Origin of the sequence: Ruminococcus sp. NATIVEDY160 (assembly GCF_045819885.1) — a bacterium.
Classification (GTDB): Bacteria; Bacillota; Clostridia; order Oscillospirales; family Acutalibacteraceae; genus Ruminococcoides.
This window is the reverse complement of sequence record NZ_CP162391.1, coordinates 1508587-1533508: the sequence shown is the minus strand read 5'-3', so window position 1 is coordinate 1533508 and position 24922 is coordinate 1508587. Positions and strand designations below refer to the sequence as shown.

The window sequence follows — 24922 nt, the reverse complement described above, 5'->3', positions numbered from 1 at the left end:
GCAATAACGGCAATTAACTGTCAAAATTTGCGACGCTAAATCAAAGAAAGGGATTTTTCGCCAATGCTGTAAATGCTGGTGGCAGGTTAAAAATATTTACGATCAAAAAGGTGAACGCTGCACTTGACATGACTTGTTGAGTGCAGCGTTTTATACTTTATCGAGAAGAAATTTAGATTTATAATTGGGGTAAAATTAAATTGGTTTTCGTTGGGTGAGACTGCCTTGGTATTTAAGTATACTTACTCGAAAAAGTATCAGCCAAGGTTTTCAGGAGGGGATAATTGTCTCTTTCCAACCTAATGAAAAATTGCTGGTCTTTTGATGCTGTTCCAAAATCTTTTGCAGGTTTTGACCTCAATTTTGCATAAATCACTTTAACGACTTGCAAAAATCAAAACACGAAAAAAGGCTTGAAACCAACGTTTCAAGCCTTGAAAGTTCAGTATTTATGCGGATAATCGTTGCGGCGTTCACGTTTGGAGACCGCTGCTCTACCAACTGAGCTATACCCCTAAATATATGATCGCTGCAAATGAACACTTGTCACTTGCAGGAAATATCATAACACAGACACGCGGTTTTGTCAAGCGTTTTTCAACACAAAAACGCCGATTTGAGTAAGAACTTGTATTACCGCGTGTGATACGCACGTCAATTACATTTCATTATCAGGGATATCGCGTGCAGAATAGCTTGTTTGCGCACGTGAATGACGTGCTTTCTGACCACTGCTCAACTGTGTTATAGAACCTGAAAAGGACACGTAATTTTTCGGCGGCTGCGATGTGACTGGATATTTCTTTCAAAAAATGTCTACTTGAAAGGGGCAGGGGGAGATTACGTTTCGGGCGGACGCTACGGCAAGTTCCTGTTCGCCAGCCAGTTTTTCCAGCTGTTTTCATACGACAGGCAGGGCTATATTTCAAACTTCTACTGGAATTTCTACAATCCTCTCATGCGCAAGATCCTGAGCGATACCGCTTCTACGCGCTATACGGAGGAGACAAAGCACCACGAAGAGGTTTCGCGCGTAAACAACGGCAAGTTCCAGGTTCTCGAGGACGGCAAGTGGAAGTCAATCAGCTTTAAGGCGGTTGCTATTAACGCCTGCGAGCCGGGAAAAACAATGTACACCCGCGACTTTACCTTCTATGAAAAGCTTATTGAAAACGCGTCAGAGCTCGGCGCGAACTGCATAGTAGCCAAGGATCTGCTGCCGCCGGAGTTTTATACCGCAGTCAGCCGCTTCAACAAGAAGGAAGGTAATTCCAAGGTCTATATTATGCAGCAGATTCGTCTGCCGTGGAACTGGCTCAATGTTGCGGATCCGTCAACGGGGATTTTGAGGTGTATGAATTATCGATCGAAGCTATGCGTCAGTACCGCGACCAGAGCGGCGACGAGGGCGTAGACGTGATAATCGACGAGGTCAACGAGCAGGCAAAGCCTGTGGAAATCTACGCGGAAATGCTCGAAAACGGAGATGTTTACCGCAAGAGCTACGCCTGCCGCAGACTGTCTGATCTGGGAGCCTCGCAGTACCGCGACGAGCTTCGCAAGTATGTGGACAACAAGAACCGCGACCTCGCCTACAACGCGGCGATGGGACTCGCGAAGTTCGGCGATACCGACGTCGTTGCGGAATACCTGCTTTCAATCCAGGATGACAGAATGTATTTCGCGCGCATTGTCAACGAGTTTTTCGACGTTTTCTCGGGCGACAGGGTTGAGCTTGCCTCAAGGCTGTTCGAAACCTGCAACCCTTATATGAAAAATACTATCATCAAGGCGATTGCTCACTTCAGGCTCGACGCGTTCCGTCAGATGTATCTCTCGGGCGCGACGGGCAACAACCAGCAGCATAAAATCGCCTGTATCAAGGCTCTTGCCGAATTCGGCTATGAGGAAGACGAACAGATCCTGCAGATGGCGGCAAAGAACAGGGATTCAACGAGCTGGCTATATGCTGGACACAGGGTCCTATGTCGATCGGAGATATCCGCAGTCAGCGTAGACGCTGGCAAATCGGACTGATGGATACCCTCGTTTCGCACTGGAGCATGACCTTCAATCCTCGCTACGGCATGGTCGGATTATTTTCGATGCCGTACAACTGGATTTTCGAGCTGTTCGGCGCTGCAATCGAAACGATCGGTTACTTCCTGATACCGTTCTCTCTTATCATGGGCGAGCTGAATATGTTCTTCTTCGTCATGTATTTTCTGTTGGCGGTGCTTCTGGGCGTCATTCTGTCCGAGGGCAGTCTGGTGCTCGAGCAGTACACCCACCGCGCGGCAATGACCGCCAAGCAGAGTATTTCAATTTCTATCTACGCTATTCTCGAAAATTTCGGATACCGCCAGATGATTTCCGTTTTCCGTCTGGAGGGTATTCTCAAATACAGAAAGCTCAGAAAAACCTGGGGCAAAATCAAGCGCAAGGAGTTTGAGCAATGAAAAAGTACGTTATCGCGGTCGTCGCAACAATCGCTACTCTGTTTCTGCTGGCTCAGACTGGCTTGCTGGCGCCGTTCGGTATAAAGCAGCTTTCCTTTACTCGGGAAAACGGCGACAAGGACGCGCCGCAGCAGCAAAACGAGGAGTTTACCGATACTGTCAACGACCTGAGCTACAAATTCAAAACCGAAGGAAAATCCTTCTATGTCTACAAAAACGGCGGCTGGCAGGAGGAGCTTATGACGGGCGTCAATATCGGCGCTTCCGAGCCCGCGCTTTTCCCGGGCGACCTGACCATCAGCTATGACACATATCTTCGTTGGTTCGAATACATCAGCGAAATGAACTGCAACTGCGTCCGCGTATATACCACAATGCGTCCGCAGTTCTATCTCGCGCTCAGGGACTTTAATGAAAAAGCCGAAAAGCCTGTTTATCTATATCAGGGTATCTGGGTCAACGAGGACGATATCGAGCGCTTAGGCGATGTTTACGCCGAGAACGAGAAGATTCTCAGCGGGTTCAAGACCGACGCGATCTCACTTGTTGACGTTATCCACGGCAACGCACTTATCCCTGAGTCGGCAGGCAAGGCTTCCGGCACCTACCGCACGGACGTTTCGCGTTGGCTCGCCGGCTGGATCATCGGCATAGAGTGGGATCCGAATCTTGTTCTGAACACAAACGAGCAGCACCCCGATATGAGCGACTACGACGGCAAATATCTCTACACCCAGTCCGCGACCCCATTCGAGGCGTTTCTCTGCCGTGTGGGCGACGCGATGATAGAGCACGAAACCGACGAATACAAGTTCCAGGCTCCGCTCGCGTTCACAAACTGGATCACCACCGACCCGCTCAGTCACCCAAACGAGCCGCATTACGACGAGGACAAGGCGACCGTCAACACCGAGAACGTAAAGTTCCGCAATTTCGGCGCGGGTATGTTCGCGTCATACCACATCTATCCCTACTATCCCGACAGCCTGAATTATCAGGAGGACTACCTGAAAAAGACAGACGAAAACGGCAAGGTGGATACCTACACCGCGTATTCCGTGGCAGCTCCTCAACGTCATGGATCCGTCGTCAAAACAGCAGATGAGCGATTTTTGGCAGGAGCAGGTGTTTGCGCCGCAGGACTATGATTCTTTCAGCTTTGGCATGGGCGTCTGCACCGACAAGAGCAAAAAATCCATTTCCTTCGGAGGCAGCTACACCTATACCGGCTGGAATACTCCGACCTGGCATGAGCGTCTGAAACCTTCATATTTCGAACTCCAGGAATATCTCAGGCAGTACAGAGAGAGCAGCAAGGCAGAACCGACCAAATGAACGCGAAAGGAGCTTACCGATGAAGCGAATAACCGCTCTGATACTGGCGGCGATGATCGCGCTGACGCTCGCGGGTTGCTTTGAACAATCGGCGTTCAGCGCCGCACCGGCGCGGCTTGACCTGCCTGATACGGGCGATGTCCGAATGCCGTTCTTTGCGTCAGACAACGGATATTTCTACCGGCGCACCTCGGACGGCAGCGGAGAGAAGGTCTACATCAAGGGCGTGAATATGGGTCTTACTGAGCCGCAGACCGACCTCAAGAGTCCCGACACCACATATGACACCTTCATGGAATGGTTCCGTCAGATTGCGGCAATGAACGCAAACACCGTCCGCGTTTTCACGGTGATGAATCCGAAGGACTTGAAAACGCAGTATAAACGGCCGCTTCTTATCGCGGAGTACGGCTTGTCCACCTCGCGCGGAGTGGCGCATATCGGCATAAACAACTATCAGCAGGGCGGCTTGAACGAGGACGAACAGGGCTGGCTCAACGCGCGAATGACCGCCGATATCCGCGAGGCTGGCTGCTGCGGAGGACTTCTTTTCTCGTGGCAGGACGAGTGGTTCAAACGCACATGGAACATTGACATGTACTACCCCGACGACCCTGCAATGCGCACGCACGACCTCTCGTCCGCCGAACAGGGCTACGGCTTGCTTGGCTTTGATACGAGCGATATCTATCCGGACGGCGACGCTTCGGAATGGACTCAGAGCATCGGAGTGGGAGAGAGCCGCGTCTGTGTGCAGTACGACGCGGACTATATGCATCTTCTCGTGTCGCTGCCGAAGGACTTTGACTTTGACAACGATACCTATTACGTGCCCATTCAGATAACCGCCGAGGGCAGCAAATCGGCGAAGGACAAGGATCTTGAGTTTACCGAACCCGTCGATTACCTGCTCGAAATCAACGGAAAAGAAAATACGCGTCTGCTGTGTGACGCGTACCGTGATGTTTTCCACTATAAATATGCTGTTCTGCGCGGCATATTCGGCGAGGACGAGAAGAAACCTTTTGAGAAAAACAGCGGCGAATACCGCCCGATTCAAATGCTTGTCTCGAATGAGATGTATCTTCCCGACGAGGACGTCACAATTCCGCCTAAGTCTGTTGAGACAGGATTGTTGCGCTACGGAAACGCTAATCCTGCGTCAGAGGACTTTGATTCTCTCGCGGACTTCTGCCTTGCGGACAATCAGCTCGAAATCAGACTTGCCTGGTACCTGCTCGGAGTCAAGAACCCGCGCACAAAAGCGTGTATAGCGCCTCTGACGGGCTCAGAAATCGATTTTACGACCTTTGACGGTATAAGGACAGGCGCGGGCAAATCGGGCAAAATTGAGCTTTTTAACGCAAATTTCAAGGGGATAGACAATTTGACGCAAAAGCCCCGGCTGAAAAAATCATATACCCACATGACCCGCGCGTTTGCGGAGCTGTATGATAAAACGAAACCCTCCCGGAATTGACGGGAGGGTATTTTTGTGTCTTATAAATATTAAGCCTGCAGGTTTCTCTTTCCGGGGAAAACGACGGCAATCATGCCGGAGCCGACGTGTGAGCCGATGATAGGGCCGATTTCGCAGAGCTGAACTTCCTTGCAGATGCCCTTGATCGCTTTTTTGAGCTCCTTGGCGACCTCGGGGCTGTTAGCGTGTCCGATAAAGACGGTGGATTTCTTGAGGTTCTCGCCGTCTCTCTTCAGGTGCTTGACAAGTGTGTCGATAACATGGCTCTTGCCTCTGATTTTGCCGACGTTTGCGAGCTTGCCGGTTTCGTCACAGCTTATAATCGGCTTGATCTGGAGTGCCTTGCCGAATGTTGCGGCTACAGCGGAAATCCTTCCGCCTCTCTTGAGATGCTCGAGATCGTCTACAACAAACCAGTGCGCAATGTTCTTCTTGGTGCTCTCGATGTAATCCTCAAGCTCCTCGATAGACGCGCCTTCCTGATATTTTTTGCCTGCCATATAAACAAGAAGTCCAAGTCCCGCGGAATCGCAGCATGAATCGATAGCGATTAGCTTTCTGTTGGGATACTTCTCTCTGAGCTCCTCGACCGCGATCATGCAGGTGTTGAAGGTGCCGCTAAGACCCGTGGGAATGCCCGTGTAGAGCACGTCCTTGCCCGCCTTGAGATATTGCTCAAAGTAGCGCTTAAAGCCGTCGATGTTTATCTGAGTTGTTTTGGGATAAGCGCCCTCATCGATGAGGGCGTAGAACTCGTCGAGCTTCATCATGCGGCAGTCGGGGTAATGCATGTAGCACTTGTCCCCAATCTGAAATTCCATGGGAATTACGGCTACACCGACTTCATCAACCTGCTTTTGTGTAAGGTCGCAGGAAACGTCGGTCATAAAAACATACTTCATAACTTGACCTCCTTGTATATTTCTTCCTCTATTCTATCAAATGAACGGTCAAATGTCAATGAATATCTGCAACCCTATCGGCATATATATAGGGCAGGAGGGGTGGCTATGGACTGCAGATTATCCGACCTTCGGCACAAGGAAGTAATCAGTGAAATCGACGGTACGAGGCTTGGTTACGTAGATGACATAATTGTGGATACAAAATCATCAGCAGTTGTAGCTTTTGTAATATTTGCACGAATATTCTTCTTTGGAATATTCGGAAAAAGCGAAGATTATATTATTCCGTGGGAGAAAATTAAGCTTATCGGCGAAGACACGATCATAATTTCCTGCAAGACGCCGAAACCCGAGAAAAGGCCGAAAAAACGGCTATTTTTCGGGAAAAATTGAAATTTTTTACTTTCTAAAGATTCGGCGCATTCTACTACAAAACGCCAATAATTTTGTTGAAAATTAACAAGGAATATTTTTCTTAAGAAATTAAAAACCCGAGTTATTACAGGGCTGTAATAACGATTACAGCCCTTTTGGCGGGGGTAGACTTGCAATTTAATTTTATTTGTGTTTTAATACACTTAGAAATTGTGTGTTTGATAAAATTTAACGACTAAAGACGTAGCGCCGTCTGTAAAGCCCGCCCGCATATACATATTATATATAGGCGTGAGCTTGGCGCTCAACTCCAAAGGAGGAAAAATTTTTGAGAGCTACAAATAATAAACACTATGGAAGTGAAACCCGCAGATATGCACAGCCTGCCAAGAAGGCAGAGAAAACTGTAAAGAGTCACAAGGGCGTCAAGATTGCCTCAGCCGTATGCGCAAGCCTGATCGCATGCGCGGCGCTGGTTATCCCGACAACAACTCTTGCTCCCAACGTTGACGCATATGAGGACAGCAGAGCTGCTTCCTTCTCAATCGGCGGTCTTGATCAGTTTTCGGCTGTCATCACCAACAACTGCGAGGAAGTAACTACCGCTCCCAACACTGAGGCGGTCACTGCCGCACTGGAAACCACAAAGGCAATCAAGGAGGCTTCCGCTTCCAAGGACGAGAAAAAGACCGAGAGCTCAGCTTCCGATAAGAAAGAAGAGACAAAGTCTGAGGAGAAGTCCTCATCTTCCTCTTCATCTTCCGAGTCATCTTCAAAGAGCTCAGGTTCAGTCAAGTCAGCCAAGGCTGAGAGCTACGCGTCAGGTTATTCCGATGATTCCTACGCTGAGGTAGCTTCCTACGACGATGACGATGATAACGATTCGGTATACGCCGCGAATAACTCCTATTCGGACTATTCGGGCAGCTACCTGATTGATATTGCAAATCCCGATTACAGCTACAGCCCCTCAAGAGTAAGCCTGTCAAGCTACGACAGAGCAAAGCTCGAGAGACTCGTAATGGGCGAGGCAGGTTCTATGGGTTATCTCGGATGCGCGCTTGTCGCACAGTCCATCAGAGACGCCATGAACCGTTCAAACACAAGCTCGATCGATCAGATCATTTCGCAGTATCAGTACTTCGGTTCAACATCCATTGAGCCCAATTCCGACGTAAAGAGCGCTGTATCCTACATCTTCGATAACAACGGCGCGGCTGTACAGCACAGAGTAATCTGCTTCTACATCGGCTACAGCTCATGGCACGAGACCCAGACCTTTATCACACAGGTTGGCGGCGTTCGTTTCTTTGACCTGAACGCTTAACCAAAACTCAAATACACAAATTAAAATCAAGAGTTTTTGCAAGAAAACTCTTGATTTTTTCTATTTTTATGGTATAATATATAAGCATTTCGCACGCCGACGCTTGTCGCAAAGGTGACGGCGCCAAAAGGCGCTGTTTTCAGTGACAAAATTCAGAGCGCGGCGGAGGTTTTAACCTAAGGAGGAAATTAAAATGGCAGTAGTTTCTATGAAACAGCTCCTGGAGGCCGGCGTACACTTCGGTCACCAGACCAGAAGATGGAACCCCAAGATGGCGGAGTACATCTTCACAGAGAGAAACGGTATCTACATCATCGACCTTCAGAAGAGCGTCAAGAAGCTCGAGGAGGCTTACAACTTCGTTCGTGAGCTTTCCGCAGAGGGCAAGAACATTCTTTTCGTAGGTACAAAGAAGCAGGCTCAGGATTCCGTTAAGGAAGAGGCAGAGCGTGCAGGCGCTTACTATGTAAACGCAAGATGGCTGGGCGGCATGCTCACCAACTTCGCTACTATCCGCAGAAGAATCGCTCGTCTCAAGCAACTCCGCGCTATGCAGGAGGACGGCACCTTTGATATCCTTCCCAAGAAGGAAGTTATCAAGCTCAACCTTGAGATCGACAAGCTCGAGAAGTTCCTCGGCGGTATCAAGGACATGACCGAGATGCCCGGCGCACTCTTCATCGTAGACCCCAGAAAAGAGAGAATCGCCGTATCTGAGGCAAAGAAGCTCAATATTCCGATCGTAGCTATCGTTGATACAAACTGCGATCCCGATGAAATCGACTATGTAATCCCCGGCAACGACGACGCTATTCGTGCCGTAAAGCTTATCGCAGGCGCAATGGCTAACGCTGTTATCGAGGGTAAGGAAGGTCAGATGGGCGCTGCTGCTCAGGAGACCGAGACTGAAGAGACAGCGGAATAATTTTCCGATACCATATTACGAAAGGAAGTTTTTACAATGGCAGCATTTACCGCTCAGGACGTAAAAGCACTGAGAGAAAAGACCGGCTGCGGCATGATGGATTGCAAGAAGGCACTCACTCAGGCTGACGGCGATATGGATAAGGCAATTGACTTTTTGAGAGAGCAGGGTCTTGCTAAGCAGGCTAAGAAGGCGAGCAGAGTTGCCGCTGAGGGCGTTGCTTACGCTACCACCAGCGACGACCGCAAGGTAGGCGTTGTTGTTGAGGTTAACGCCGAGACAGACTTCGTTGCAAAGAACGATTCCTTCATGGAGTTCGTTAAGGCTTGCGCACAGACCGTTATCGAGAAGAACCCCGCTGACGTTGAGGCACTCCTCGCGCTTCAGGCTTCCGGCTCCGAGCAGACCATCGCTGAGATGCTCCAGGAGAAGGTTCTCACAATCGGCGAAAACATTCAGGTTCGCCGTTTTGAGCGCATGGAAGGCGCTTGCGTAGCTTATGTACACGCAGGCGGCAAGATCGGCGTTCTCGTAAACTTTAACACAGACGTTGCTGACAAGGACGAGTTCGTTACCTGCGGCAAGGATGTAGCAATGCAGATCGCAGCGCTCAGCACTCCTTATCTCACCAAGGCTGACGTTCCCGCAGATGTTATCGAGCACGAGAAGGAAGTTATGCGCCAGCAGGTAATCAACGAGGGCAAGCCCGCAGCGATTGCCGACAAGATCGTTATGGGCAAGATCAACAAGTATTACAAGGAGAACTGCCTTGTTGACCAGGAGTTTGTAAAGGACAACAAGATGACTGTTTCCCAGTATGTAAACAGCGTTGCTAAGCAGCTCGGCGGCTCCATCGAGATCACCAAGTTCGTTCGTTTTGAGAAGGGCGAGGGCATCGAGAAGAGACAGGACGACTTCGCTGCAGAAGTTGCTTCCATGGTAAAATAATCATACCAAACAGCTTATTCAAAGGAGTATCCCCGTGATACTCCTTTTTCTTTTGTAATTCACTTGACATTTCGAGCAAAAAAGGGTAAAATAGATAAGGTTGAATACGGAGACGTATCGAAGTGGTCATAACGGGGCTGACTCGAAATCAGTTAGGGAGCAATCCCCCGCGGGTTCGAATCCCGCCGTCTCCGCCAGAAACGCCTTACTGACGTAAGGTTCAAAGAAGAAAGAATAATGAATAAAGAATAAATAATAATCAGATGAACCCATAGGGCGTTTCTGGTGTATTATTCACTATTCTTTATTCTTTTTTCTTTATTCTTTTTTTTTCTTTAAAATTCAATAAAGGTTATTGGCTATTATGAAATACGAAAACGCGCTTTTGGAAAAATCTTTGCACTTCGCCGCACGAATCGTTAAGCTCTATCAATACTTGTCCAAAGAGAAAAAGGAAAGCATTATTTCCAAACAAATCATTCGAAGCGGAACATCATCGGAGCAAATGCAAACGAAGCGGTTTACGGAGTCAGTCAAGCGGACTTTATTGCAAAGCTGCAAATATCACTAAAGGAAACGGCCGAAACAGAGTATTGGTTGCGATTATTGCTTTTAACAGAATATTTAGATGAAAAGCAAGCAAAATCATTAATTGACGACTGTTTGGAAATCAAACGGATTCTGATATCTTCTTTGAAAACCGCGAAGAATGGAAAGACTTGATACGGGTTCACTACCCTCAGCGGTTTTTGGAAAATACATCTTTTTTGCTCATCCTTGCCAAAAACGAAAATCCTGTCACGAAAGTGGCGGGATTTTTGCTTTTTGTTCCGATTGACTTATCACGATATAAATGATAGTATATATTTAGATTAATTTCTGTACACATTCCATTTTTACGAAGGTGAAAGCATGTTGGAGCTGAAAAAAGAGAAGAAGGTCGAATATCTTGAGCTGATATACGACCTTATATTTGTATTTATCATCGGGCGCAATAACTCCCTTTTGCACCACGTCGATAACGGTTACGTGACCCAAGGGAATTTCCTTGCCTATGTGCTTTGCACCCTCGCGGTGATCCAGATTTGGAACTTTAAGACATTCTACATTAATATATATGGCAGAAACGGAGTCCGCGACCACGTCTTTCTTTTTATCAATATGTACCTGCTCTACCATATGGCTGTCGGAATATCCGTAGGGTGGGAGAGCGCGTTCTACCACTTCAATATCGCGTGGATGCTGATTCTCGTCAATATCGCCGTGCAGCACCTCATCGAACTGCGAAACCAGAAGGACGCTCCGTGGGAGACCATGCAGCTCAAGCGTAAGGCGGCGATTCTCTTCACGGAAGCCGCTCTCGTAGGCGTCCATATACTTGTTTTCACCTTCACAGGCGTTTCGATCGCCTATGTGCCGATCGTGTTCGGAATAGTCGCGACGATCCTCTCGGGCAATCTCAACAGAATGGTGCCCGTGGATTTTGCCCATCTTTCCGAGCGTGCGATGCTCTACGTAGTGTTCACCTTCGGCGAGATGATCATATCTCTATCCTCATATTTCACGGGAGAAATCACGGTAAGCGGAATTTATTTCTCGACCATGGGTTTTCTCATCGTCGTCGGTTTGCTGCTTTCCTATGGGATTCTGTACAACAGGATCATCGACCGCGAAACCATAACAAACGGTACGGGTTATATGATGATACACGTCTTTATGATATTCGCACTCAACAATATTTCCGTCGCGCTGGAGTTCATGCGTGACGGGGAAGTGAACCTGCTCCAAAAGACGGTGCTTCTTGTCGGTTCAATGGTGCTATATTTTACATTCATGTTCCTGACTGAGAAGTACGCCAAGCGCAAATGCGCCTTTACCCGCAAGTCAGTTCTGCTTCTCTGTGTGCTCGGGCTCAGCTTTGTAGCGCTGATGCTCCTGTTCCGCGAGATGATGTACGTCAACATTGCGATTACTGTGCTGTATGTCTATGCTATCTTCTTTATTCTGTTTGTACAGGGCAGAAAAGCGGAAATCACTCTTTGATCACGTTTCGTATAGCTCGCGGTTAGTGACAAAGCGTATGTCCTTTGCGTGCGATACGGTTTGAAACAGACGCTCTATGTGCTCATAGCAGCCGAGTTTTGTGCCGTAATCCAGCTCGTAGCTGTGCCCCCAGAGAACGAATACCATGTCGTCATTGCCCGCTGGCGTGTTAATGAATTTGTTGAGCAGCTCGTCCGAGAAGGGGTCTGTGTGGCGGCAGGTCGGCATAAGTATCAGCTCATTTCGATTGAAGGAAAAGTCCTTCGGGCGTTCGCGCGAAACCCTCCTCGCGTACAGTGCGCCGTTTCGTTTCAGCGCTTCAATGACGTTTCCATTAAAGGTGTCCTTAGGGAAGGCATGCCCGACAACACGATATCCGAACAGCTCGGACAATCTCTCGAAATCCTGTGTGATTTCTTCCTCAGTCTGCTCTTTTGTCAGATCCGACTGAACAAGATGATGCGTTCCGTGGCTCGCGATCTCGACGTTCGGGCTTGAGTAGAGACTGAGCGCGTCCTTTTCGGTGAGAATATAGTGGTTGACGTAAAGCTCGGGGTGAAGAATGTCTTTCTCAGCGGCGCTTTTTCCGCCGTTTCCGACGCGCTTAATATAGCTTTTCCGTCCGAATATTCCGCTGCTGATGTTGAATGTACCCTTGACTCCGTATTTTTCCATCAGCGCAATAAGGCGGCAGTCCTGTTCGGTGCCGTCGTCAAATGACAGCGTGAAGAGCTTTTGCCCCATATCTCATTCTCCTTATAAATAACCTTACGCAATTATTTTAATCTCTATTGCAGTATGTGTCAATACTGGCCGGGACGCGAAGGTTCGTTTTTTTGCCAAAAAAACTCTGCCCTGCGCAAAAGCACAGGACAGAGTTCCAGCGTATAGGAGTCGAAAACGGGGAATTAATCATTTTTGTTTTTCAGTTTGGCTCTGCGGCGGTATTCAAGCGGATTCATTCCGTAATACTTCTTAAAGCAGATTCCAAACTTGGTCTGGCTGCGGAAGCCGACCTTTAGTGAAATTTCAAGCACCTTCAATGTGGTGTTTTCCAAGAGGTTAGCGGCCTTTTCCATTCTGATATTGTTCTGGTACTCGTGATAGCCTAAACCAAAGTAGCCGCGGAAGTAGCTCTTAAGGCTTGTTTCACTGATGCCAAAGCGCTGAGCAAGCTCCTTCGCGGAGTAGCGTACGCTCAGATCCTCACAGAGAATATCGCGTGTCTGTCTAGCAATTTCCATCTGTGTATTTGTATAGTATTTGCGCTCAAGACCTACAGCTTCGTTATCATCATTTGCAATCAGAATCATAAGCTCCATTGCCTTGATTGAAATCATATTGAACTTTGACTCTGACGCATAGCTCATGATTTCCCTGGCGATTTCCGTCATCTTCTTGTCGGTTTTGATGATTCTGGGCTCGCTTCTGTTTGTGAAAATATTGTAGATTTTTTCGGGAGCTGATTCTGAGTCGCTGTAATCCTTCATTTTATTCAGCCATTTTGAATTGAGAAATACATAGAACTGAAAGCCTTCAAAATCACCGCCGAAAATACGCATAGCTTTTGTAGGGTGCTCACAGTTGATTGAGATTTCTCCGCCCGAAATATAATACTGGTGGTTATTAGTCAGTGTGGCTTCGCATCTGCCTTTGTTGCAATATGAGATTTTTACGCGTTCGAGAGGTATATGAGAAAAGATTTCTGCATCTGAAGTAATGACAACGTCTTCCTCTGAAGAAAAAGAATACCTGTCGAAAGCCAATCCGGAATCTATAATGTAGAAAATTACCGTTCCGGTAAGATCTCCGTTGTTATTAAGAAACCTTATAGTGCCGGTGTGTTTTTTCTCGTCAAATTCGGTTACTGCATTTGGGATATTGTTGCAATACTGCATAACGAAATTTTTCATAAACTACCTCAGGTACTCCTTCTTTCTTTCAACCCTCTATTTCATTTTTTTACCCTTTGATACATATTATACATAAACAGTCGTGTTTTGTCGCCTAACAAACGAAAAAATTCTCCCTAATAGCAATGAAATAGAAAAAATGGCAGGAAGTATTCACCAAAAATATCACATCTTATTGTGCAAACTAACCATATTTTTGATTATTTAAAAATCTAATTATTTTAGTATTCATGCTCCAAAAATAAATTTACGTCAAGAATGCCAAGAGTGGGGCAGATTATTCGCGGAAAAAATACATAAATATAGAAAATTTTCTTGATTTCTAGCGGTTAACAGCTTTTTTTCAGAATAGCTGTCAAAATGATGTTATAAATTTCAAAAATGTAAATTTATTTAAGGTTTTTTTAACCTGAATTATTCATGCACATCCGAAACTGCATCTGCAAATGGTTGTGCATTATCAGACATCAATATCACTGACATCCTGCAAAGTTTTCCACCGAAAAAAGGCGCACTACTCCCTTGGGGGTCAGATAATTTTTGAACGGGATTTCTTTGAAGCTGTCAAGGTACACGGGGTAACGTCTATTCGAGTTGCGGACTGAGTTTTTTAATATTGGCGAGAGTCTCGAAAAACCGGGATTGATGCGGACAGTAACTGCACAGTTTAAAATACACATATCTCGCGGAGCTGACGATTCTGGCTGCAATTTTCAACAGCTTGAGTCTGACAGTGTCGATACGATCCTTTCGCATGGATTCAGGCAGTGTCAGGCGGCGGAACCAGTTGAAGAGATTGTATGCAAGCGCATGAATCTGAACCCGGTTGGCGTTGACAATCATGGAAGAACTGCTGACATAGCTCATATCAAATCCGGATTTGCACTCCTTGATGAAGTTTTCCATATTTCCGCGCTTGCAGTAAAAGCGGATCAAATCCTCAGGAGATGATTCCATATTGGTCACAACAAAGGTATGCATGTGAATCGCCTGACCGTAAGGCTTCTCGATTTTGCAGACGACGCGTCTGGGGTAATCCCAAGAACCCGCCTTGTACAGAAATTCACCATACACGACGGCATGAGAAACAGTGTCCTCCCGGGTAAGATCATACAGTTCAGAGTCCAAGTCTTGAGCAAGTCTTCTCAGTACCGGATTTTCCTTGAGCCGAATGACATAGCCGGTACCGTTCGTTTCAAACAGGCTGTAGAGCTCATCAGTGGCAAAACCGCTGTCTCCCCGTGCAAAGAGCGCTGTTTGAGGATAATCTCTCTGATATTCCTCCAGAAGCGGCAGCATAAACGCGGCTGCTCCGTTGCTGCAATACTGCGTTCCCGGGCGCAGTTCTACCTTCAGCAAATCTCCGGTCATTCCGTCGAAGCAAAGCAGGGGATGATAACCGTGGGCTTGGTAGTGGTAGTTGAACGCTTCGCCCTCTTGTGTGCCGTAAGCAGCCAGCAGGGTGGAATCGAGGTCGAACAGAATGTGCTCCGGCTTCTCGACGGAATAGACTCTTCTGCGAAGAATCCGCTGTATCTCTTCCAACTGCTGTAAACTCCGTTCATCCATGCGGTTGTGAAAACGGGACAGAGTAGGCTGAGAGGCTAAAGCGGTTTTGCCGATAACAGCGTTCAGGACAGGATCGTTTCTCAGGCTGTCGGCGTGATCGTCCTGAAAATAGGCGCCGGTAATCTGATAGAGCATCTGTAAAAGATTCTCATGATCTTTGTGGATTCGGAATGAAGCAGTGTCCGTTGTGCGGAAACGATTTCTGAGCAGCGAATTGACGCCCAGCTTGTGATAAAACTCCTTGAGCAAAAGCAGTCCGCCATCCGAAGAAAGATTGCCGCCATCGAAATTTACGCGAATTTTCTTATTGCTTTCCAACACTGTTTCTGATATAATAGCCATGGGACTTCTCTCCTTTGGTTTGTTGTTGTGGTAACTACATTATACCAAATTTGAAGTCCCTTTTCCATACCCTGCGGGCTTCATCTTTTAGGTGAAAGCCCGTTTTTCGATTTTATCAGTGTTTTCCCCGGTGTTGGGGTCCTTACCGGCACTTGCGTGAATAATTTAGGTTTAATATTCAGGAATTAAAATAAAGACAAATTAAAGGAGGTAAGCGTTATGAAAGCCAAAATCAGCAAATCTTATATGATATTAATATCCCTTTTAACTGCGGTGGCTGCAGCGGTTTCAATCAGCGGCTGCGGCAATCAGTTTTCGTCAGTCGCGGAGACAACAACTCAGAGCGGAACCACACAAGCGGCGACCTCGGCTGAAACCACCCAGGCAGCGTCAACGGCGGTTCAGACAAAACGGCTTGCCGAGAGCGATATCACGATCAAGGATACGATATCGAACAGTGAGGACGGCGCTCACGCGATAACTGCGGACGGCGAGGAAGCGTCCTACAGCAACATTCTTGTTACAAAGACAGGCGAAGCCGACGGCGACGAAGCTGATTTTTACGGCGAGAACGCGGCGATATTCGCTACAAACGGCGATACCCTCAATCTCAGCGAGATGGTTGTCAAGACAGACGGAAAGCACGCTAACGCCGTTTTCAGCTACGGAGAGGGCACGACCGTCAATATTTCTGATTCCTACATCAACACCACGGGCAACTGCTCGGGCGGTCTGATGACGACAGGCGGCGGCACGATGAACGCCGCAAATCTCACAATCGAAACCTCGGGCAATTCTTCTGCGGCAATCCGTTCTGACAGAGGCGGCGGCACCGTGAATGTAAACGGCGGCTACTATTCCACGAGCGGCACAGGCTCGCCGGTAATTTACTCAACCGCCGATATAACCGTCAGCGACGCCGAGATGGTTTCGACCGCTTCGCAGGGCGTTGTCGTAGAGGGCAAGAACTCGGTAACTCTCAACAACGTGACTCTCACAGCCGACAACAACAAGAAGAACAGCGATAAGTCGAGCTATTATCAGGCGGTAATGATTTATCAGTCTATGTCCGGCGACGCGGCACAGGGTCTGTCGGGCTTCACGATGAACGGCGGCAGTCTTGTAAACAAGAACGGCGACGTGTTCTTTGTCAATAACACGGCGACTGAAATCAATCTCAGCGACGCCTCAATCACCAACGAAGGCGATGGCGTATTCCTCAGAGCTGCGGCGGCAGGCTGGGGCAAGGAAGGCTCAAACGGCGGTCAGGTGACTCTCAATGCCGAGAAGCAGACGATAAACGGAGATATGCTCGTAGACAGCGTATCTACGCTTAACCTGTATCTCAAGAGCGGCTCTAACTTTACAGGCGCGATCAATCCCGACGGTGCCGAGGGCAGCGTTTATGTAGAGGTCGAGAAGGGTTCCACATGGACTCTCACAGCCGATTCCTATATTTCATCGCTCACCTGCGACGCGGATTCGATCAACCTCAACGGTCACAAGCTCTATGTAGACGGCAAGGAATACACAGAGGGCACAGCATCTCAGGGTGAAGCGATCGAAATTAAGGTTTCAACTTCATCGGGCGGCCATGAAGCACCTCCCGACGGCGGCGGTGCTCCCGGCGGAAACAAGCCCGAAGGCAATCCGCCCGCAAAGCCCGATTGACAGGCAAAAAATAACCGCAGTCCGTATAGGGCTGCGGTTTTCGTCTGTATTATTCGCTTGTCTGTAGCTTTTTGAGCTGATCGGATAGCTTTTTTGATTGCCTATATTTTTGAAGCCACATGATAAGCAGCGCGAGGATATAGATTACCAGCACGACCGCTCCGAGGATTACATAGAACAGCAGCGCGGGAATGCTGTCGTCGTCGGGCGGCGAAATGATAAAGAGAATAATGCACTCGATCAGCACAAGCTCGATCGCCTTTCGGATAATAAACTGACCGAGCGTCGGTTCTTTTCTGAAGAAGCTAACGCAGGTGGGCAGTACGCACAATCCCGCGAATGCCATCGGGCCGAAAAGCTGGTAGTAGTGAAGCTCTTCCGCGGGAGCGATGACCGCTCCGATTATGGCGCTTGCCGCGAGGATCAGCGTTGTCAGCAGAAAGAACAGCTGGACACGCGATATCAGAAATTCTTTTATGGTCAAATCAACTTTCTCCTTTCAGGGCTTTTTTCAGCTCGGGAACGTATTTCCTCGAAATAATGACCTGCTCTCCTGAAAACAGCACTGCGGTGAAGCGGCTGTTCAGAGCGGGCTTGATAGAGCTGACCTTCATCAGATTGAGCAGCACGGATTTCGATACTCTGAGGAAATGCTTTTCTCTGAGTATTTCCTCAAGCTCATACAGCTTCTGCTTTGTTTCATATTCGCGGTTTTTGCAGTATATGAAGGTCTTGTTGTCCACCGATTCGATATAGAATATATCAGATACAGCGATCTCATACATTCTGTCGTCGGCGGTGCCCGTAAGCTGTCCTTGCCTTGATTTGACAAAGGCAACTATCTCGCGCACTTCGTCGCTGATTTCGTGACAGCGGATTTCGAGTATTTCGGGTTTGTCGCGTTCAATTCTGGTGATCTTTGTTTGCATAATTAGTACTGAGCCTGAAAGTCAAGCGTTCCCTCGTTTTTGAGATAATAGTTAAGCCACTCAAGTGTGATCTCGTTAGTTTTTGTCATGCATTCCTTGGTGTCGATGTTGCCGTGACCGAGCATTGAGCCCAGGAACGGAGAGAGCAGAGGCAGGTCGGTGAAGTCCATGTGACCGGCGTGTTTGAAGGTAACTAATTTGCCGTCCTTCGCGTTATTTACAAAGTCCCCGGTTATGTTCACGTAAGCGCCTTCCTCGACGTTTTCGCCGTTGGAAAAGACGAGAACAGGAACGGGATAAGGAGTGTCGTTAGGAACGCATTTGCCGTTTTTGATTTCGACAACCTCTCCGAGAACCGTGCCGTCAAAGTCAATAACCGCGTCAATATCATCTCGTTCTCTGCCGAGAGCAATGCCTGTCGCGCCGCCGAGGGAGTGACCCATGCAGCCGATTTTATCTGTGTCGGTCATCGCGAGGACGTTGAGTACAGCGTCGCTGTTCTCGCTGTGCCAGGCTGTGCCGAGTGTGCCGCTTTTCTTAGCCGCTTCAATCGTGTCAAGGACAAAGTTGCCGTCTGCGATCCTCAGCTCCATCCAGCTCTTTGTACCCTCATAAACCTCCTCGTTGCTCACGTCATCACCGCCGCCGATTACCATAGCTTCGTTAATGAAATCCTGATCTACGGTAATAATCTTGCCGTCGGTGTCCTTTGTAAAGAACGCGTGGTGCGGGTGGTCTAGAGCAACTACGACATAGCCGTTGCTCGCAAGTTCACGGTAGGTGGAGAAATTGCTCTGGTAGTATCCGAAAGCGCCGTGTGAGAACACAACGAGAGGGAAGGAGCCTTCGGCGTTTTCCGGATAGAAGAAGTGCACGGGAACCTCGCGGAAGGAACCGTCGTTTTCAAAGGTATCGGGTCTGCTTTCGTCTACGAGAATTGCGTCCGTTGTGCCGACATTGAATTCGCCGGTTGTAGGCAGTCCGCCGTAGTTCGCGAAGATGAACGAGGGCACGAGAGCGAACCCGATAAGCATAATCGATACAATGCAGTCTACAACGCTGCCTGCCTTTTTCTTTTTGCCTGTTGCCTTGTTTCGCTTGATGAGCCACATGATTCCTGCGAAGAGGAAGCGGACGGCTAGGATTCCCATTGCGAAGAAGAACCGCCATTTCAGGTTCGTAGCGGGTACGAGAATGATACCGAGCATCAGCGCGGCCTCAGCCGTTCTTATGACAGCGCGGTTTTTGAGCCATGCCGCTTTTTCGCCGAACCTTGTGAACGTCAGCACCACAAGCGCGATTTCAGCCAGCGCGAAAATTATCAGAAAAATAAGTCCCATAATCAATCAACCTTTCGTTTTTGTTATGGCAACAGTATAGCGCGGCAAATGAAAATTGACAACAGTTTTGGCGGTGAAATGCAGAAATCCGAAGTAAGTTGCAGTTTTTGATTATTTTTATTTATCGGCTTTGTTGAAGAATCGCGGCAGGTCAAAGAATCCGCCGAGCGCCGAAGCGCCGAGCATGACGGGAACAAACTGCCACGGAAACAGAATCAGGAGCAGCAGAGTCACCGCGACAGGCTTTTTCATAATACTGCCGAGCAGCGCCGCCGTGACAACAGCCATGCACATTCCGGGGTCAATTCCGATTATCATTGAGAACGCGTAGCCCGCGGCGATTCCCGAGAAGATAACGGGGAAGAAGTGTCCGCCCTTAAGCCATGACGCGATACATACATTTGTCAGGAACAGCTTTGCGACGGCGATGATCAACAGTGTGACTATGCCGATAGTCTTTCCGTCGCTCAGTATTTTCTCGATTTCATGCTCGCCCGAGAACATTGTGAGAGGCAGCAGAGTGCCGATTATTCCGAGCGCCAGACCGCCGATCGCGCAGCGGATAATGACGTTTTTGACAAGTCCGAGCAGAAAGTGCGTGATTTTTTCAAACGCCAGAAACAGCACGCCCATTACTACTCCGACGAGTGTCAGCGCGAGTCCCCAGAGCAAATCTGTAAGCTCAATTCCGTTAAATTCGATTGCGGGGAAGCCTGTGCTTCCTCCCGTCAGCTTGTTCAGAAGAATGAATATGCCGAACGAGCTGAGGATAGCCAGAATATACAGCACTGTTTTTGACGCCTTAGGCAGCTTTGTGTCAGCCTCACCCTCGAGCGGTTCAACGAATCCGAACATCGGTGAGCGGAATATCGTTCCGAGTGTCGCGCTCGCGCCGATGGAGGCAAGGTCGCTGTCTTCCTTGTAGTAGCGCTTGAGCTTGTCGCCGACCCAGCAGCACAAGCCGACGATCACACCCGTCAGGCCTGCCTCGGGACCGATTGCCGCGCCGATAAGCAGCGGCAGCAGCGCCGCGATCAACACTATGAGCAGGTTGTTGTACGGATAGCGGCCGTTCTTCTTGAGCTTTCCGAGCACCATACCGAGCTCCTCGGGGTAGTCGCCGAATTTGCTTTTGTACAGTCCTATCAGCAGCGAGCCGATAAGACAAACGCCGACGGTATAAAAAGGTATGCTGAATTGCGAGGGCAGAAAATCCCAGAGAAATCCGATTCCGAGGTTCATCACCCTCAGAAACGCCCAGACGATCGCTCCTGTTATTACGCCCAGCAGAACGGTGTAGAGCATTCCGATCAGCTTGTTTTTCAGTCTTGCCATAAACTATCCCTCTTTTTTCACCACAGACAAAGCTGCTCTGCGGCGTTCTTTTCCTCAAATTTACGCAGATACTCAAAGATTTGATCGTTGCTGTGAAGAATTCCGTTCTCCTCACAGATTCGGTGAAACAGCCGCATAAGTTCTGTACTTCGCGGACTGTCAACCATATAATTGTTTCTGTACTCGCGGATATATCTTTCCTTAAGACGCGGAAAATGAATATCGAGCTGCCTGTAAAAATACTCGCGGTTGCCTTCGCGCAGAGTCAGTCCCATTCCGAAACACAGCACACCCCTGACGCCTGCCTCAACGCACATTCCGAGAATTGTCCTGATGTTTTCTTCCGTGTCGTTGATAAACGGCAAAACAGGGCACAGCCACACCACTGTCGGAATACCCGCGTCGCGGAGAGCTTTCAGCGCTTCAAACCTCTCATTTGTAGTGCTGACGTTTGGCTCGATAATCCTGCACAGCTTTTCGTCAGCCGTCGTCAGCGTCATCTGTACAACTGCCTTTGTCTTTTCGTTGATTTGTCTGAGAATATCCAGATCCCTCAGCACAAGATCAGATTTCGTCTGAAGTGCAACGCCGAAGCCGTATTTTTCAATGAGCAGAAGGGCTTTACGGGTGTATCCGAGTTTTTTTTCGAGCGGGAGATACGGGTCTGTCATCGCGCCTGTGCCAATCATGCAGCGCTTTCTTTTTCGCCTGAGAGCGGCTTCGAGCAGCTCGAGCGCGTTTTCCTTGACCTCGATGTCCTCGAAGTCATGATTCATCTGATAGCATTTGCTGCGCGAGTCGCAGTATATGCAGCCATGCGAGCAGCCGCGGTATAGGTTCATTCCGTTGCTTGGAGAAAGGATACCCATCACCTTAACGTAATGCATTTTATTTCTTCCTCTTTTTAGGCGCGGGCAGCTCGTCCGCCACGGCGTTGAGCAGCTTTTCCATCAGTTCGCTGTCTTCGGGGTCGGTGATGAGCAGCATTTCCTTTGCGCCGGGGTACGGCTCCTCATACGGAGCGTCGGGAAGAAGCTCCTTTGCGGACTTTGTGGGCTTGACGAGAAAGCGGTTGTCGTAGATACCGCCGATAACCTTGCCCTTGTTGTAAATGACGTATTCGCCCATCATCGCGCGGTGAGAAATCTCGTCCATTCCGCTGAGCCGGTCGACTATGTACTGCAGATATTCCTTAGATGTAGCCATAAAGATTCTCCTTGCCGTGTGTTTATAAATCAATATTACCACGTAAGAGAATTTTAAGCAATATAAAAATGTTAAAGATTGCAGAAACTGATACTTTTTATTGATTATCGCAAATAAATATTGTATAATGAAATTGCAGCAATGCAATATCTTCAGAAAGGTTGAGTTACTATGGCATTCGGAGTAAAAGTTAAAACAGTAAAAACCTCAAACAAGTACACAATCGAATCTTTTTACGAGGCGATCAAGGACAAGAAGTTTACCGCGGGTGAGCCTTCTCTCACAAAGCACGGTCTTGTATATGTAATCACTTTCCCTGCACTTGACAGCAGAAACCAGGTATGGATCATGCGCACAGGCTTCGGTCAGGAATCAAACAAGTTCCAGGTTCAGAAGCAGGAGCAGGCAGGCATGGGCAACATGATGTCCAACGCTGCTCTCGACGGCCTTACAAAGGGCTGGGCAGGCGTCGGCAAGGTATTCGGCAGCAACGCCAAGGAGTGCGAGAAGCTCGTCGAGGTAACAGCTCAGGAGCTCAACGCTCTCGGACTTTAATTGATTCGCGTTAAAAGGGCGGTGAAAACCGTCCTTTTTCTTTATATAGTCCTTATTCCATTGACACGGCATAAAATTATGGTATAATCGGTAAGGATAGCATTCTGAGGAAGCTATACCTTCAAACTGATACTTTTATTGCGAGAATGTGAAATATGTGTGTAAAGGAGATTTTAAAGTGAAGAACACAGTTTTAACATTGCAGCAGGCAAAAAACGAAAACAGGAAGATAACAATGCTGACCGCCTATGATTATTCCACGGCGCGCCTTATCGACGAGGCAGGCGTGAATATGATTCTTGTCGGCGATTCTCTCGGCAACGTCATGCTTGGCTACGAGGACACGGTGTCCGTTACGATGGAGGACATGATCCACCACGGAGCGGCAGTTGCGCGCGGAGCGAAAAACGCCATGGTCGTGGTCGATATGCCGTTTATGTCCTACCAGACGAGCGTATATGACGCTGTCGTCAACGCGGGAAGGCTGATGAAGGAAGCGAGAGCCAACGCGGTAAAGCTCGAGGGCGGCGTTGAAGTGGCGGAGCAGATAAAGGCGATTGTTGCGGCAGGCATACCCGTTGTCGCGCATATCGGACTGACCCCGCAGTCGATAAACGCTTTCGGCGGCCACAAGGTTCAGGGCAAGACGGAAGCGGCGGCTAAGAAGCTGATCGAGGACGCTCTGGCGGTAGAAGCGGCAGGCGCGTTCTCTGTTGTGATAGAGGGCGTACCCGCAAAGCTCGCGACGCTTATCACGGGAAAGCTCACTATTCCAACCATCGGCATCGGCGCGGGAGCCGGCTGTGACGGTCAGGTGCTTGTATATCAGGATATGCTCGGAATGTATTCCGACTTTACACCCAAATTTGTCAAGAAATTCGCGAACGTCGGAGAGGTAATGAAGGCGGCGTTCGAGCAGTATATAAAAGAGGTACAGAGCGGCGTGTTCCCGTCACAGGAGCACTGCTACGCGATCGACGACGAAATTATCGAAAAGCTCGGCTGAGGAGGACAGACGCATGATTTTAGCAAGAACAGTTAACGAAGTAAAGGCGCAGGTGCGCGAATGGAAAAGTCAGGGTCTGAGCGTCGGTCTTGTACCCACAATGGGATATCTGCACGAGGGACATCAGAGTCTTATAAAGCGCGCGGTTGCCGAGAACGACAGGGTAGTCGTCAGCGTGTTCGTAAATCCGATCCAGTTCGCTCCGAACGAGGATCTTGAAACCTATCCGCGCGATCTGGAGGCTGACTGCGCGCTCTGCGAGAGCACAGGCGCGGCGATGGTTTTCCACCCCGAGCCCGAGGAGATGTACGGTGACGACTTCACCACCTTTGTCGATATGACAGGCGTTACAAAGGAGCTGTGCGGCAAGAGCCGTCCGACCCATTTCAGGGGCGTTTGCACGGTTGTTAACAAGCTCTTCAATATCGCGATGCCCGACAGGGCGTACTTCGGTCAGAAGGACGCTCAGCAGCTCGCGGTAATCAGACGCATGGTGCGCAACCTAAACATGAACCTCGAGGTAGTCGGCTGTCCGATTATCCGCGAATCGGACGGACTCGCCAAGAGCTCGCGCAACACATACCTTTCACCCGAGGAGCGCAAGGCGGCGCTCGTGCTGAGCAAGGCGATTTTCATGGGTGAGCGTATGATCAAAGACGGCGAGCATGACGGAGAAAAGGTGCTTTCAGCCATGAGAGAGCTGATAGAGTCCGAGCCGCTCGCGAGAATCGACTATGTAGAGATGGTCAAGTGGGATTCGATCGAGATCCACCACAAAGTCGACGGGCCCGTACTCGTTGCAATTGCGGTATATATCGGCAAAACCAGACTGATTGACAACTTTATCGCGGAATAAGGAGCAAAATGAATATTACATTACTTAAAGGAAAGATTCACCGCGCGACGGTGGTTCAGGCTGAACTCGACTATGTCGGCAGCATCACGGTTGACGAGGAGCTGATGGAAGCGGCGGGAATCATCGAATACGAGCAGGTGCAGATCGTCGATGTGAACAACGGCAGCCGCTTTTCGACCTACGTGATCGCGGGCGAGCGCGGCAGCGGCATGATTTGCCTTAACGGAGCCGCGGCGCGTCAGGTAAGCGTCGGCGACAAGATCATCATTATGTGCTATGCTCAGATGACCCCCGAGGAAGCGGCGGCGCATTCACCAAAGGTGGTTTTCGTCGACGACAATAACCGCGTTTCCAAAATCACGCGGTACGAAAAGCACGGCAAGCTGTGCGATATGTAAGGAGC

At 48.9% G+C, this 24922-nt stretch carries 26 protein-coding genes, 1 tRNA gene and 1 pseudogene; 18 read left to right on the top strand and 10 right to left on the bottom strand.

Annotated elements, in window-relative coordinates; translation table 11 throughout:
• Positions 1-820: 820 nt before the first annotated feature.
• From AB1I49_RS07540 to AB1I49_RS07515, 6 genes are read left to right on the top strand one after another with little or no spacing between them, the layout of a single operon-like run.
• The gene (locus AB1I49_RS07540) at positions 821-1414 is read left to right on the top strand and encodes a hypothetical protein (protein ID WP_407720576.1); all 594 of its coding nucleotides are present in this window, start codon (positions 821-823) and stop codon (positions 1412-1414) included.
• A complete protein-coding gene (locus AB1I49_RS07535; protein ID WP_186833267.1) occupies positions 1351-2037 on the top strand; it encodes a hypothetical protein in 687 nt (228 codons plus the stop codon). Before AB1I49_RS07540 ends, AB1I49_RS07535 begins: the two co-directional genes overlap by 64 nt.
• The gene (locus AB1I49_RS07530) at positions 1986-2459 is read left to right on the top strand and encodes a glycosyltransferase family 2 protein (RefSeq protein ID WP_186833268.1); all 474 of its coding nucleotides are present in this window, start codon (positions 1986-1988) and stop codon (positions 2457-2459) included. The genes AB1I49_RS07535 and AB1I49_RS07530 overlap by 52 nt, the downstream gene beginning before the upstream one ends.
• Positions 2456-3607, top strand: coding sequence for a hypothetical protein (locus AB1I49_RS07525; RefSeq protein WP_186833269.1), 1152 nt, complete (start codon positions 2456-2458; stop codon positions 3605-3607). Before AB1I49_RS07530 ends, AB1I49_RS07525 begins: the two co-directional genes overlap by 4 nt.
• Complete coding sequence (locus AB1I49_RS07520) at positions 3585-3794, top strand: hypothetical protein (protein ID WP_407720575.1); 210 nt, start codon at positions 3585-3587, stop codon at positions 3792-3794. The genes AB1I49_RS07525 and AB1I49_RS07520 overlap by 23 nt, the downstream gene beginning before the upstream one ends.
• Positions 3795-3813: 19 nt before the next feature.
• Complete coding sequence (locus AB1I49_RS07515) at positions 3814-5274, top strand: hypothetical protein (RefSeq protein ID WP_407720574.1); 1461 nt, start codon at positions 3814-3816, stop codon at positions 5272-5274.
• A gap of 29 nt (positions 5275-5303) precedes the next feature.
• Here the strand turns inward: AB1I49_RS07515 and AB1I49_RS07510 are convergent, their stop codons facing one another.
• The gene (locus AB1I49_RS07510; protein ID WP_186833272.1) at positions 5304-6176 is read right to left on the bottom strand and encodes a DegV family protein; all 873 of its coding nucleotides are present in this window, start codon (positions 6174-6176) and stop codon (positions 5304-5306) included.
• Positions 6177-6284: 108 nt separating this feature from the next.
• Between AB1I49_RS07510 and AB1I49_RS07505 the strand changes: the two genes are divergently transcribed.
• The 7 genes and pseudogenes from AB1I49_RS07505 (at position 6285) to AB1I49_RS07475 (ending at position 11797) form a co-directional block, all read left to right on the top strand.
• Positions 6285-6572, top strand: coding sequence for a PRC-barrel domain-containing protein (locus AB1I49_RS07505; protein ID WP_186833273.1), 288 nt, complete (start codon positions 6285-6287; stop codon positions 6570-6572).
• 310 nt (positions 6573-6882) lie between these two features.
• On the top strand, positions 6883-7881 hold the full coding sequence (locus tag AB1I49_RS07500) for a hypothetical protein (RefSeq protein WP_316612511.1): 999 nt from the start codon (positions 6883-6885) through the stop codon (positions 7879-7881).
• A gap of 193 nt (positions 7882-8074) precedes the next feature.
• Complete coding sequence (rpsB, locus tag AB1I49_RS07495; protein WP_186833275.1) at positions 8075-8806, top strand: 30S ribosomal protein S2; 732 nt, start codon at positions 8075-8077, stop codon at positions 8804-8806.
• Between the two features lie 36 nt (positions 8807-8842).
• The gene (tsf, locus tag AB1I49_RS07490; RefSeq protein ID WP_316610676.1) at positions 8843-9754 is read left to right on the top strand and encodes a translation elongation factor Ts; all 912 of its coding nucleotides are present in this window, start codon (positions 8843-8845) and stop codon (positions 9752-9754) included.
• Between the two features lie 108 nt (positions 9755-9862).
• Positions 9863-9951 (top strand) — tRNA-Ser (locus AB1I49_RS07485).
• A 167-nt stretch (positions 9952-10118) separates the two neighbouring features.
• Positions 10119-10477 (top strand): annotated as a pseudogene (locus AB1I49_RS07480) (four helix bundle protein).
• A gap of 189 nt (positions 10478-10666) precedes the next feature.
• Positions 10667-11797 (top strand): low temperature requirement protein A, encoded by a 1131-nt coding sequence (locus tag AB1I49_RS07475; RefSeq protein WP_407720573.1) that lies wholly within the window; start codon positions 10667-10669, stop codon positions 11795-11797.
• On the opposite strand, the gene AB1I49_RS07470 is transcribed toward AB1I49_RS07475, so the two are convergent.
• From AB1I49_RS07470 to AB1I49_RS07460, 3 genes are all read right to left on the bottom strand, one after another.
• The gene (locus tag AB1I49_RS07470) at positions 11798-12541 is read right to left on the bottom strand and encodes a polysaccharide deacetylase family protein (protein WP_407720572.1); all 744 of its coding nucleotides are present in this window, start codon (positions 12539-12541) and stop codon (positions 11798-11800) included. It lies immediately after the preceding gene.
• Between the two features lie 164 nt (positions 12542-12705).
• The gene (locus AB1I49_RS07465; RefSeq protein WP_407720571.1) at positions 12706-13710 is read right to left on the bottom strand and encodes a helix-turn-helix domain-containing protein; all 1005 of its coding nucleotides are present in this window, start codon (positions 13708-13710) and stop codon (positions 12706-12708) included.
• 585 nt (positions 13711-14295) lie between these two features.
• On the bottom strand, positions 14296-15621 hold the full coding sequence (locus AB1I49_RS07460; RefSeq protein ID WP_407720551.1) for an IS1380 family transposase: 1326 nt from the start codon (positions 15619-15621) through the stop codon (positions 14296-14298).
• 219 nt (positions 15622-15840) lie between these two features.
• Between AB1I49_RS07460 and AB1I49_RS07455 the strand changes: the two genes are divergently transcribed.
• A complete protein-coding gene (locus AB1I49_RS07455) occupies positions 15841-17292 on the top strand; it encodes a hypothetical protein (protein WP_407720570.1) in 1452 nt (483 codons plus the stop codon).
• 49 nt (positions 17293-17341) lie between these two features.
• On the opposite strand, the gene AB1I49_RS07450 is transcribed toward AB1I49_RS07455, so the two are convergent.
• The 6 genes from AB1I49_RS07450 to AB1I49_RS07425 form a co-directional block, all read right to left on the bottom strand.
• Positions 17342-17776, bottom strand: a complete 435-nt coding sequence (locus AB1I49_RS07450) for a hypothetical protein (RefSeq protein ID WP_186833899.1) — start codon at positions 17774-17776, stop codon at positions 17342-17344.
• Position 17777: 1 nt separating this feature from the next.
• A complete protein-coding gene (locus tag AB1I49_RS07445) occupies positions 17778-18221 on the bottom strand; it encodes a LytTR family DNA-binding domain-containing protein (RefSeq protein WP_186833900.1) in 444 nt (147 codons plus the stop codon).
• A gap of 2 nt (positions 18222-18223) precedes the next feature.
• Positions 18224-19561: an alpha/beta hydrolase family protein gene (locus AB1I49_RS07440; RefSeq protein WP_407720569.1), complete on the bottom strand. Its 1338-nt coding sequence runs from the start codon at positions 19559-19561 to the stop codon at positions 18224-18226.
• A 117-nt stretch (positions 19562-19678) separates the two neighbouring features.
• On the bottom strand, positions 19679-20896 hold the full coding sequence (locus AB1I49_RS07435; protein ID WP_407720568.1) for a chloride channel protein: 1218 nt from the start codon (positions 20894-20896) through the stop codon (positions 19679-19681).
• Positions 20897-20913: 17 nt separating this feature from the next.
• Complete coding sequence (locus AB1I49_RS07430) at positions 20914-21783, bottom strand: SPL family radical SAM protein (protein ID WP_407720567.1); 870 nt, start codon at positions 21781-21783, stop codon at positions 20914-20916.
• A 1-nt stretch (position 21784) separates the two neighbouring features.
• Positions 21785-22102, bottom strand: coding sequence for a TfoX/Sxy family protein (locus AB1I49_RS07425; RefSeq protein ID WP_407720566.1), 318 nt, complete (start codon positions 22100-22102; stop codon positions 21785-21787).
• A gap of 171 nt (positions 22103-22273) precedes the next feature.
• Here AB1I49_RS07425 and AB1I49_RS07420 point away from each other — a divergent pair, with 171 nt between their 5' ends.
• The 4 genes from AB1I49_RS07420 to panD all read left to right on the top strand — a co-directional run bounded on the left by AB1I49_RS07420 (position 22274) and on the right by panD (position 24917).
• Positions 22274-22657, top strand: coding sequence for a hypothetical protein (locus tag AB1I49_RS07420; protein ID WP_186833905.1), 384 nt, complete (start codon positions 22274-22276; stop codon positions 22655-22657).
• A 178-nt stretch (positions 22658-22835) separates the two neighbouring features.
• A complete protein-coding gene (gene panB, locus AB1I49_RS07415; RefSeq protein WP_316618781.1) occupies positions 22836-23663 on the top strand; it encodes a 3-methyl-2-oxobutanoate hydroxymethyltransferase in 828 nt (275 codons plus the stop codon).
• A gap of 13 nt (positions 23664-23676) precedes the next feature.
• A complete protein-coding gene (gene panC / locus AB1I49_RS07410) occupies positions 23677-24519 on the top strand; it encodes a pantoate--beta-alanine ligase (RefSeq protein WP_201427694.1) in 843 nt (280 codons plus the stop codon).
• Between the two features lie 8 nt (positions 24520-24527).
• A complete protein-coding gene (panD, locus tag AB1I49_RS07405; protein WP_201427695.1) occupies positions 24528-24917 on the top strand; it encodes an aspartate 1-decarboxylase in 390 nt (129 codons plus the stop codon).
• The last annotated feature ends 5 nt before the right edge of the window (positions 24918-24922 follow it).

What these genes read in the sequence shown, in the direction of transcription:
- AB1I49_RS07530 (WP_186833268.1), top strand. Translation starts at nt 1,986, where the DNA reads ATGTCGATCGGAGATATCCGCAGTCAGCGTAGACGCTGGCAAATCGGA.
- AB1I49_RS07525 (WP_186833269.1), top strand. Translation starts at nt 2,456, where the DNA reads ATGAAAAAGTACGTTATCGCGGTCGTCGCAACAATCGCTACTCTGTTT.
- AB1I49_RS07515 (WP_407720574.1), top strand. Translation starts at nt 3,814, where the DNA reads ATGAAGCGAATAACCGCTCTGATACTGGCGGCGATGATCGCGCTGACG.
- AB1I49_RS07510 (WP_186833272.1), bottom strand. Translation starts at nt 6,176, where the DNA reads ATGAAGTATGTTTTTATGACCGACGTTTCCTGCGACCTTACACAAAAG.
- AB1I49_RS07505 (WP_186833273.1), top strand. Translation starts at nt 6,285, where the DNA reads ATGGACTGCAGATTATCCGACCTTCGGCACAAGGAAGTAATCAGTGAA.
- rpsB (WP_186833275.1), top strand. Translation starts at nt 8,075, where the DNA reads ATGGCAGTAGTTTCTATGAAACAGCTCCTGGAGGCCGGCGTACACTTC.
- tsf (WP_316610676.1), top strand. Translation starts at nt 8,843, where the DNA reads ATGGCAGCATTTACCGCTCAGGACGTAAAAGCACTGAGAGAAAAGACC.
- AB1I49_RS07475 (WP_407720573.1), top strand. Translation starts at nt 10,667, where the DNA reads ATGTTGGAGCTGAAAAAAGAGAAGAAGGTCGAATATCTTGAGCTGATA.
- AB1I49_RS07470 (WP_407720572.1), bottom strand. Translation starts at nt 12,541, where the DNA reads ATGGGGCAAAAGCTCTTCACGCTGTCATTTGACGACGGCACCGAACAG.
- AB1I49_RS07465 (WP_407720571.1), bottom strand. Translation starts at nt 13,710, where the DNA reads ATGAAAAATTTCGTTATGCAGTATTGCAACAATATCCCAAATGCAGTA.
- AB1I49_RS07460 (WP_407720551.1), bottom strand. Translation starts at nt 15,621, where the DNA reads ATGGCTATTATATCAGAAACAGTGTTGGAAAGCAATAAGAAAATTCGC.
- AB1I49_RS07455 (WP_407720570.1), top strand. Translation starts at nt 15,841, where the DNA reads ATGAAAGCCAAAATCAGCAAATCTTATATGATATTAATATCCCTTTTA.
- AB1I49_RS07445 (WP_186833900.1), bottom strand. Translation starts at nt 18,221, where the DNA reads ATGCAAACAAAGATCACCAGAATTGAACGCGACAAACCCGAAATACTC.
- AB1I49_RS07440 (WP_407720569.1), bottom strand. Translation starts at nt 19,561, where the DNA reads ATGGGACTTATTTTTCTGATAATTTTCGCGCTGGCTGAAATCGCGCTT.
- AB1I49_RS07435 (WP_407720568.1), bottom strand. Translation starts at nt 20,896, where the DNA reads ATGGCAAGACTGAAAAACAAGCTGATCGGAATGCTCTACACCGTTCTG.
- AB1I49_RS07430 (WP_407720567.1), bottom strand. Translation starts at nt 21,783, where the DNA reads ATGCATTACGTTAAGGTGATGGGTATCCTTTCTCCAAGCAACGGAATG.
- AB1I49_RS07425 (WP_407720566.1), bottom strand. Translation starts at nt 22,102, where the DNA reads ATGGCTACATCTAAGGAATATCTGCAGTACATAGTCGACCGGCTCAGC.
- AB1I49_RS07420 (WP_186833905.1), top strand. Translation starts at nt 22,274, where the DNA reads ATGGCATTCGGAGTAAAAGTTAAAACAGTAAAAACCTCAAACAAGTAC.
- panC (WP_201427694.1), top strand. Translation starts at nt 23,677, where the DNA reads ATGATTTTAGCAAGAACAGTTAACGAAGTAAAGGCGCAGGTGCGCGAA.
- panD (WP_201427695.1), top strand. Translation starts at nt 24,528, where the DNA reads ATGAATATTACATTACTTAAAGGAAAGATTCACCGCGCGACGGTGGTT.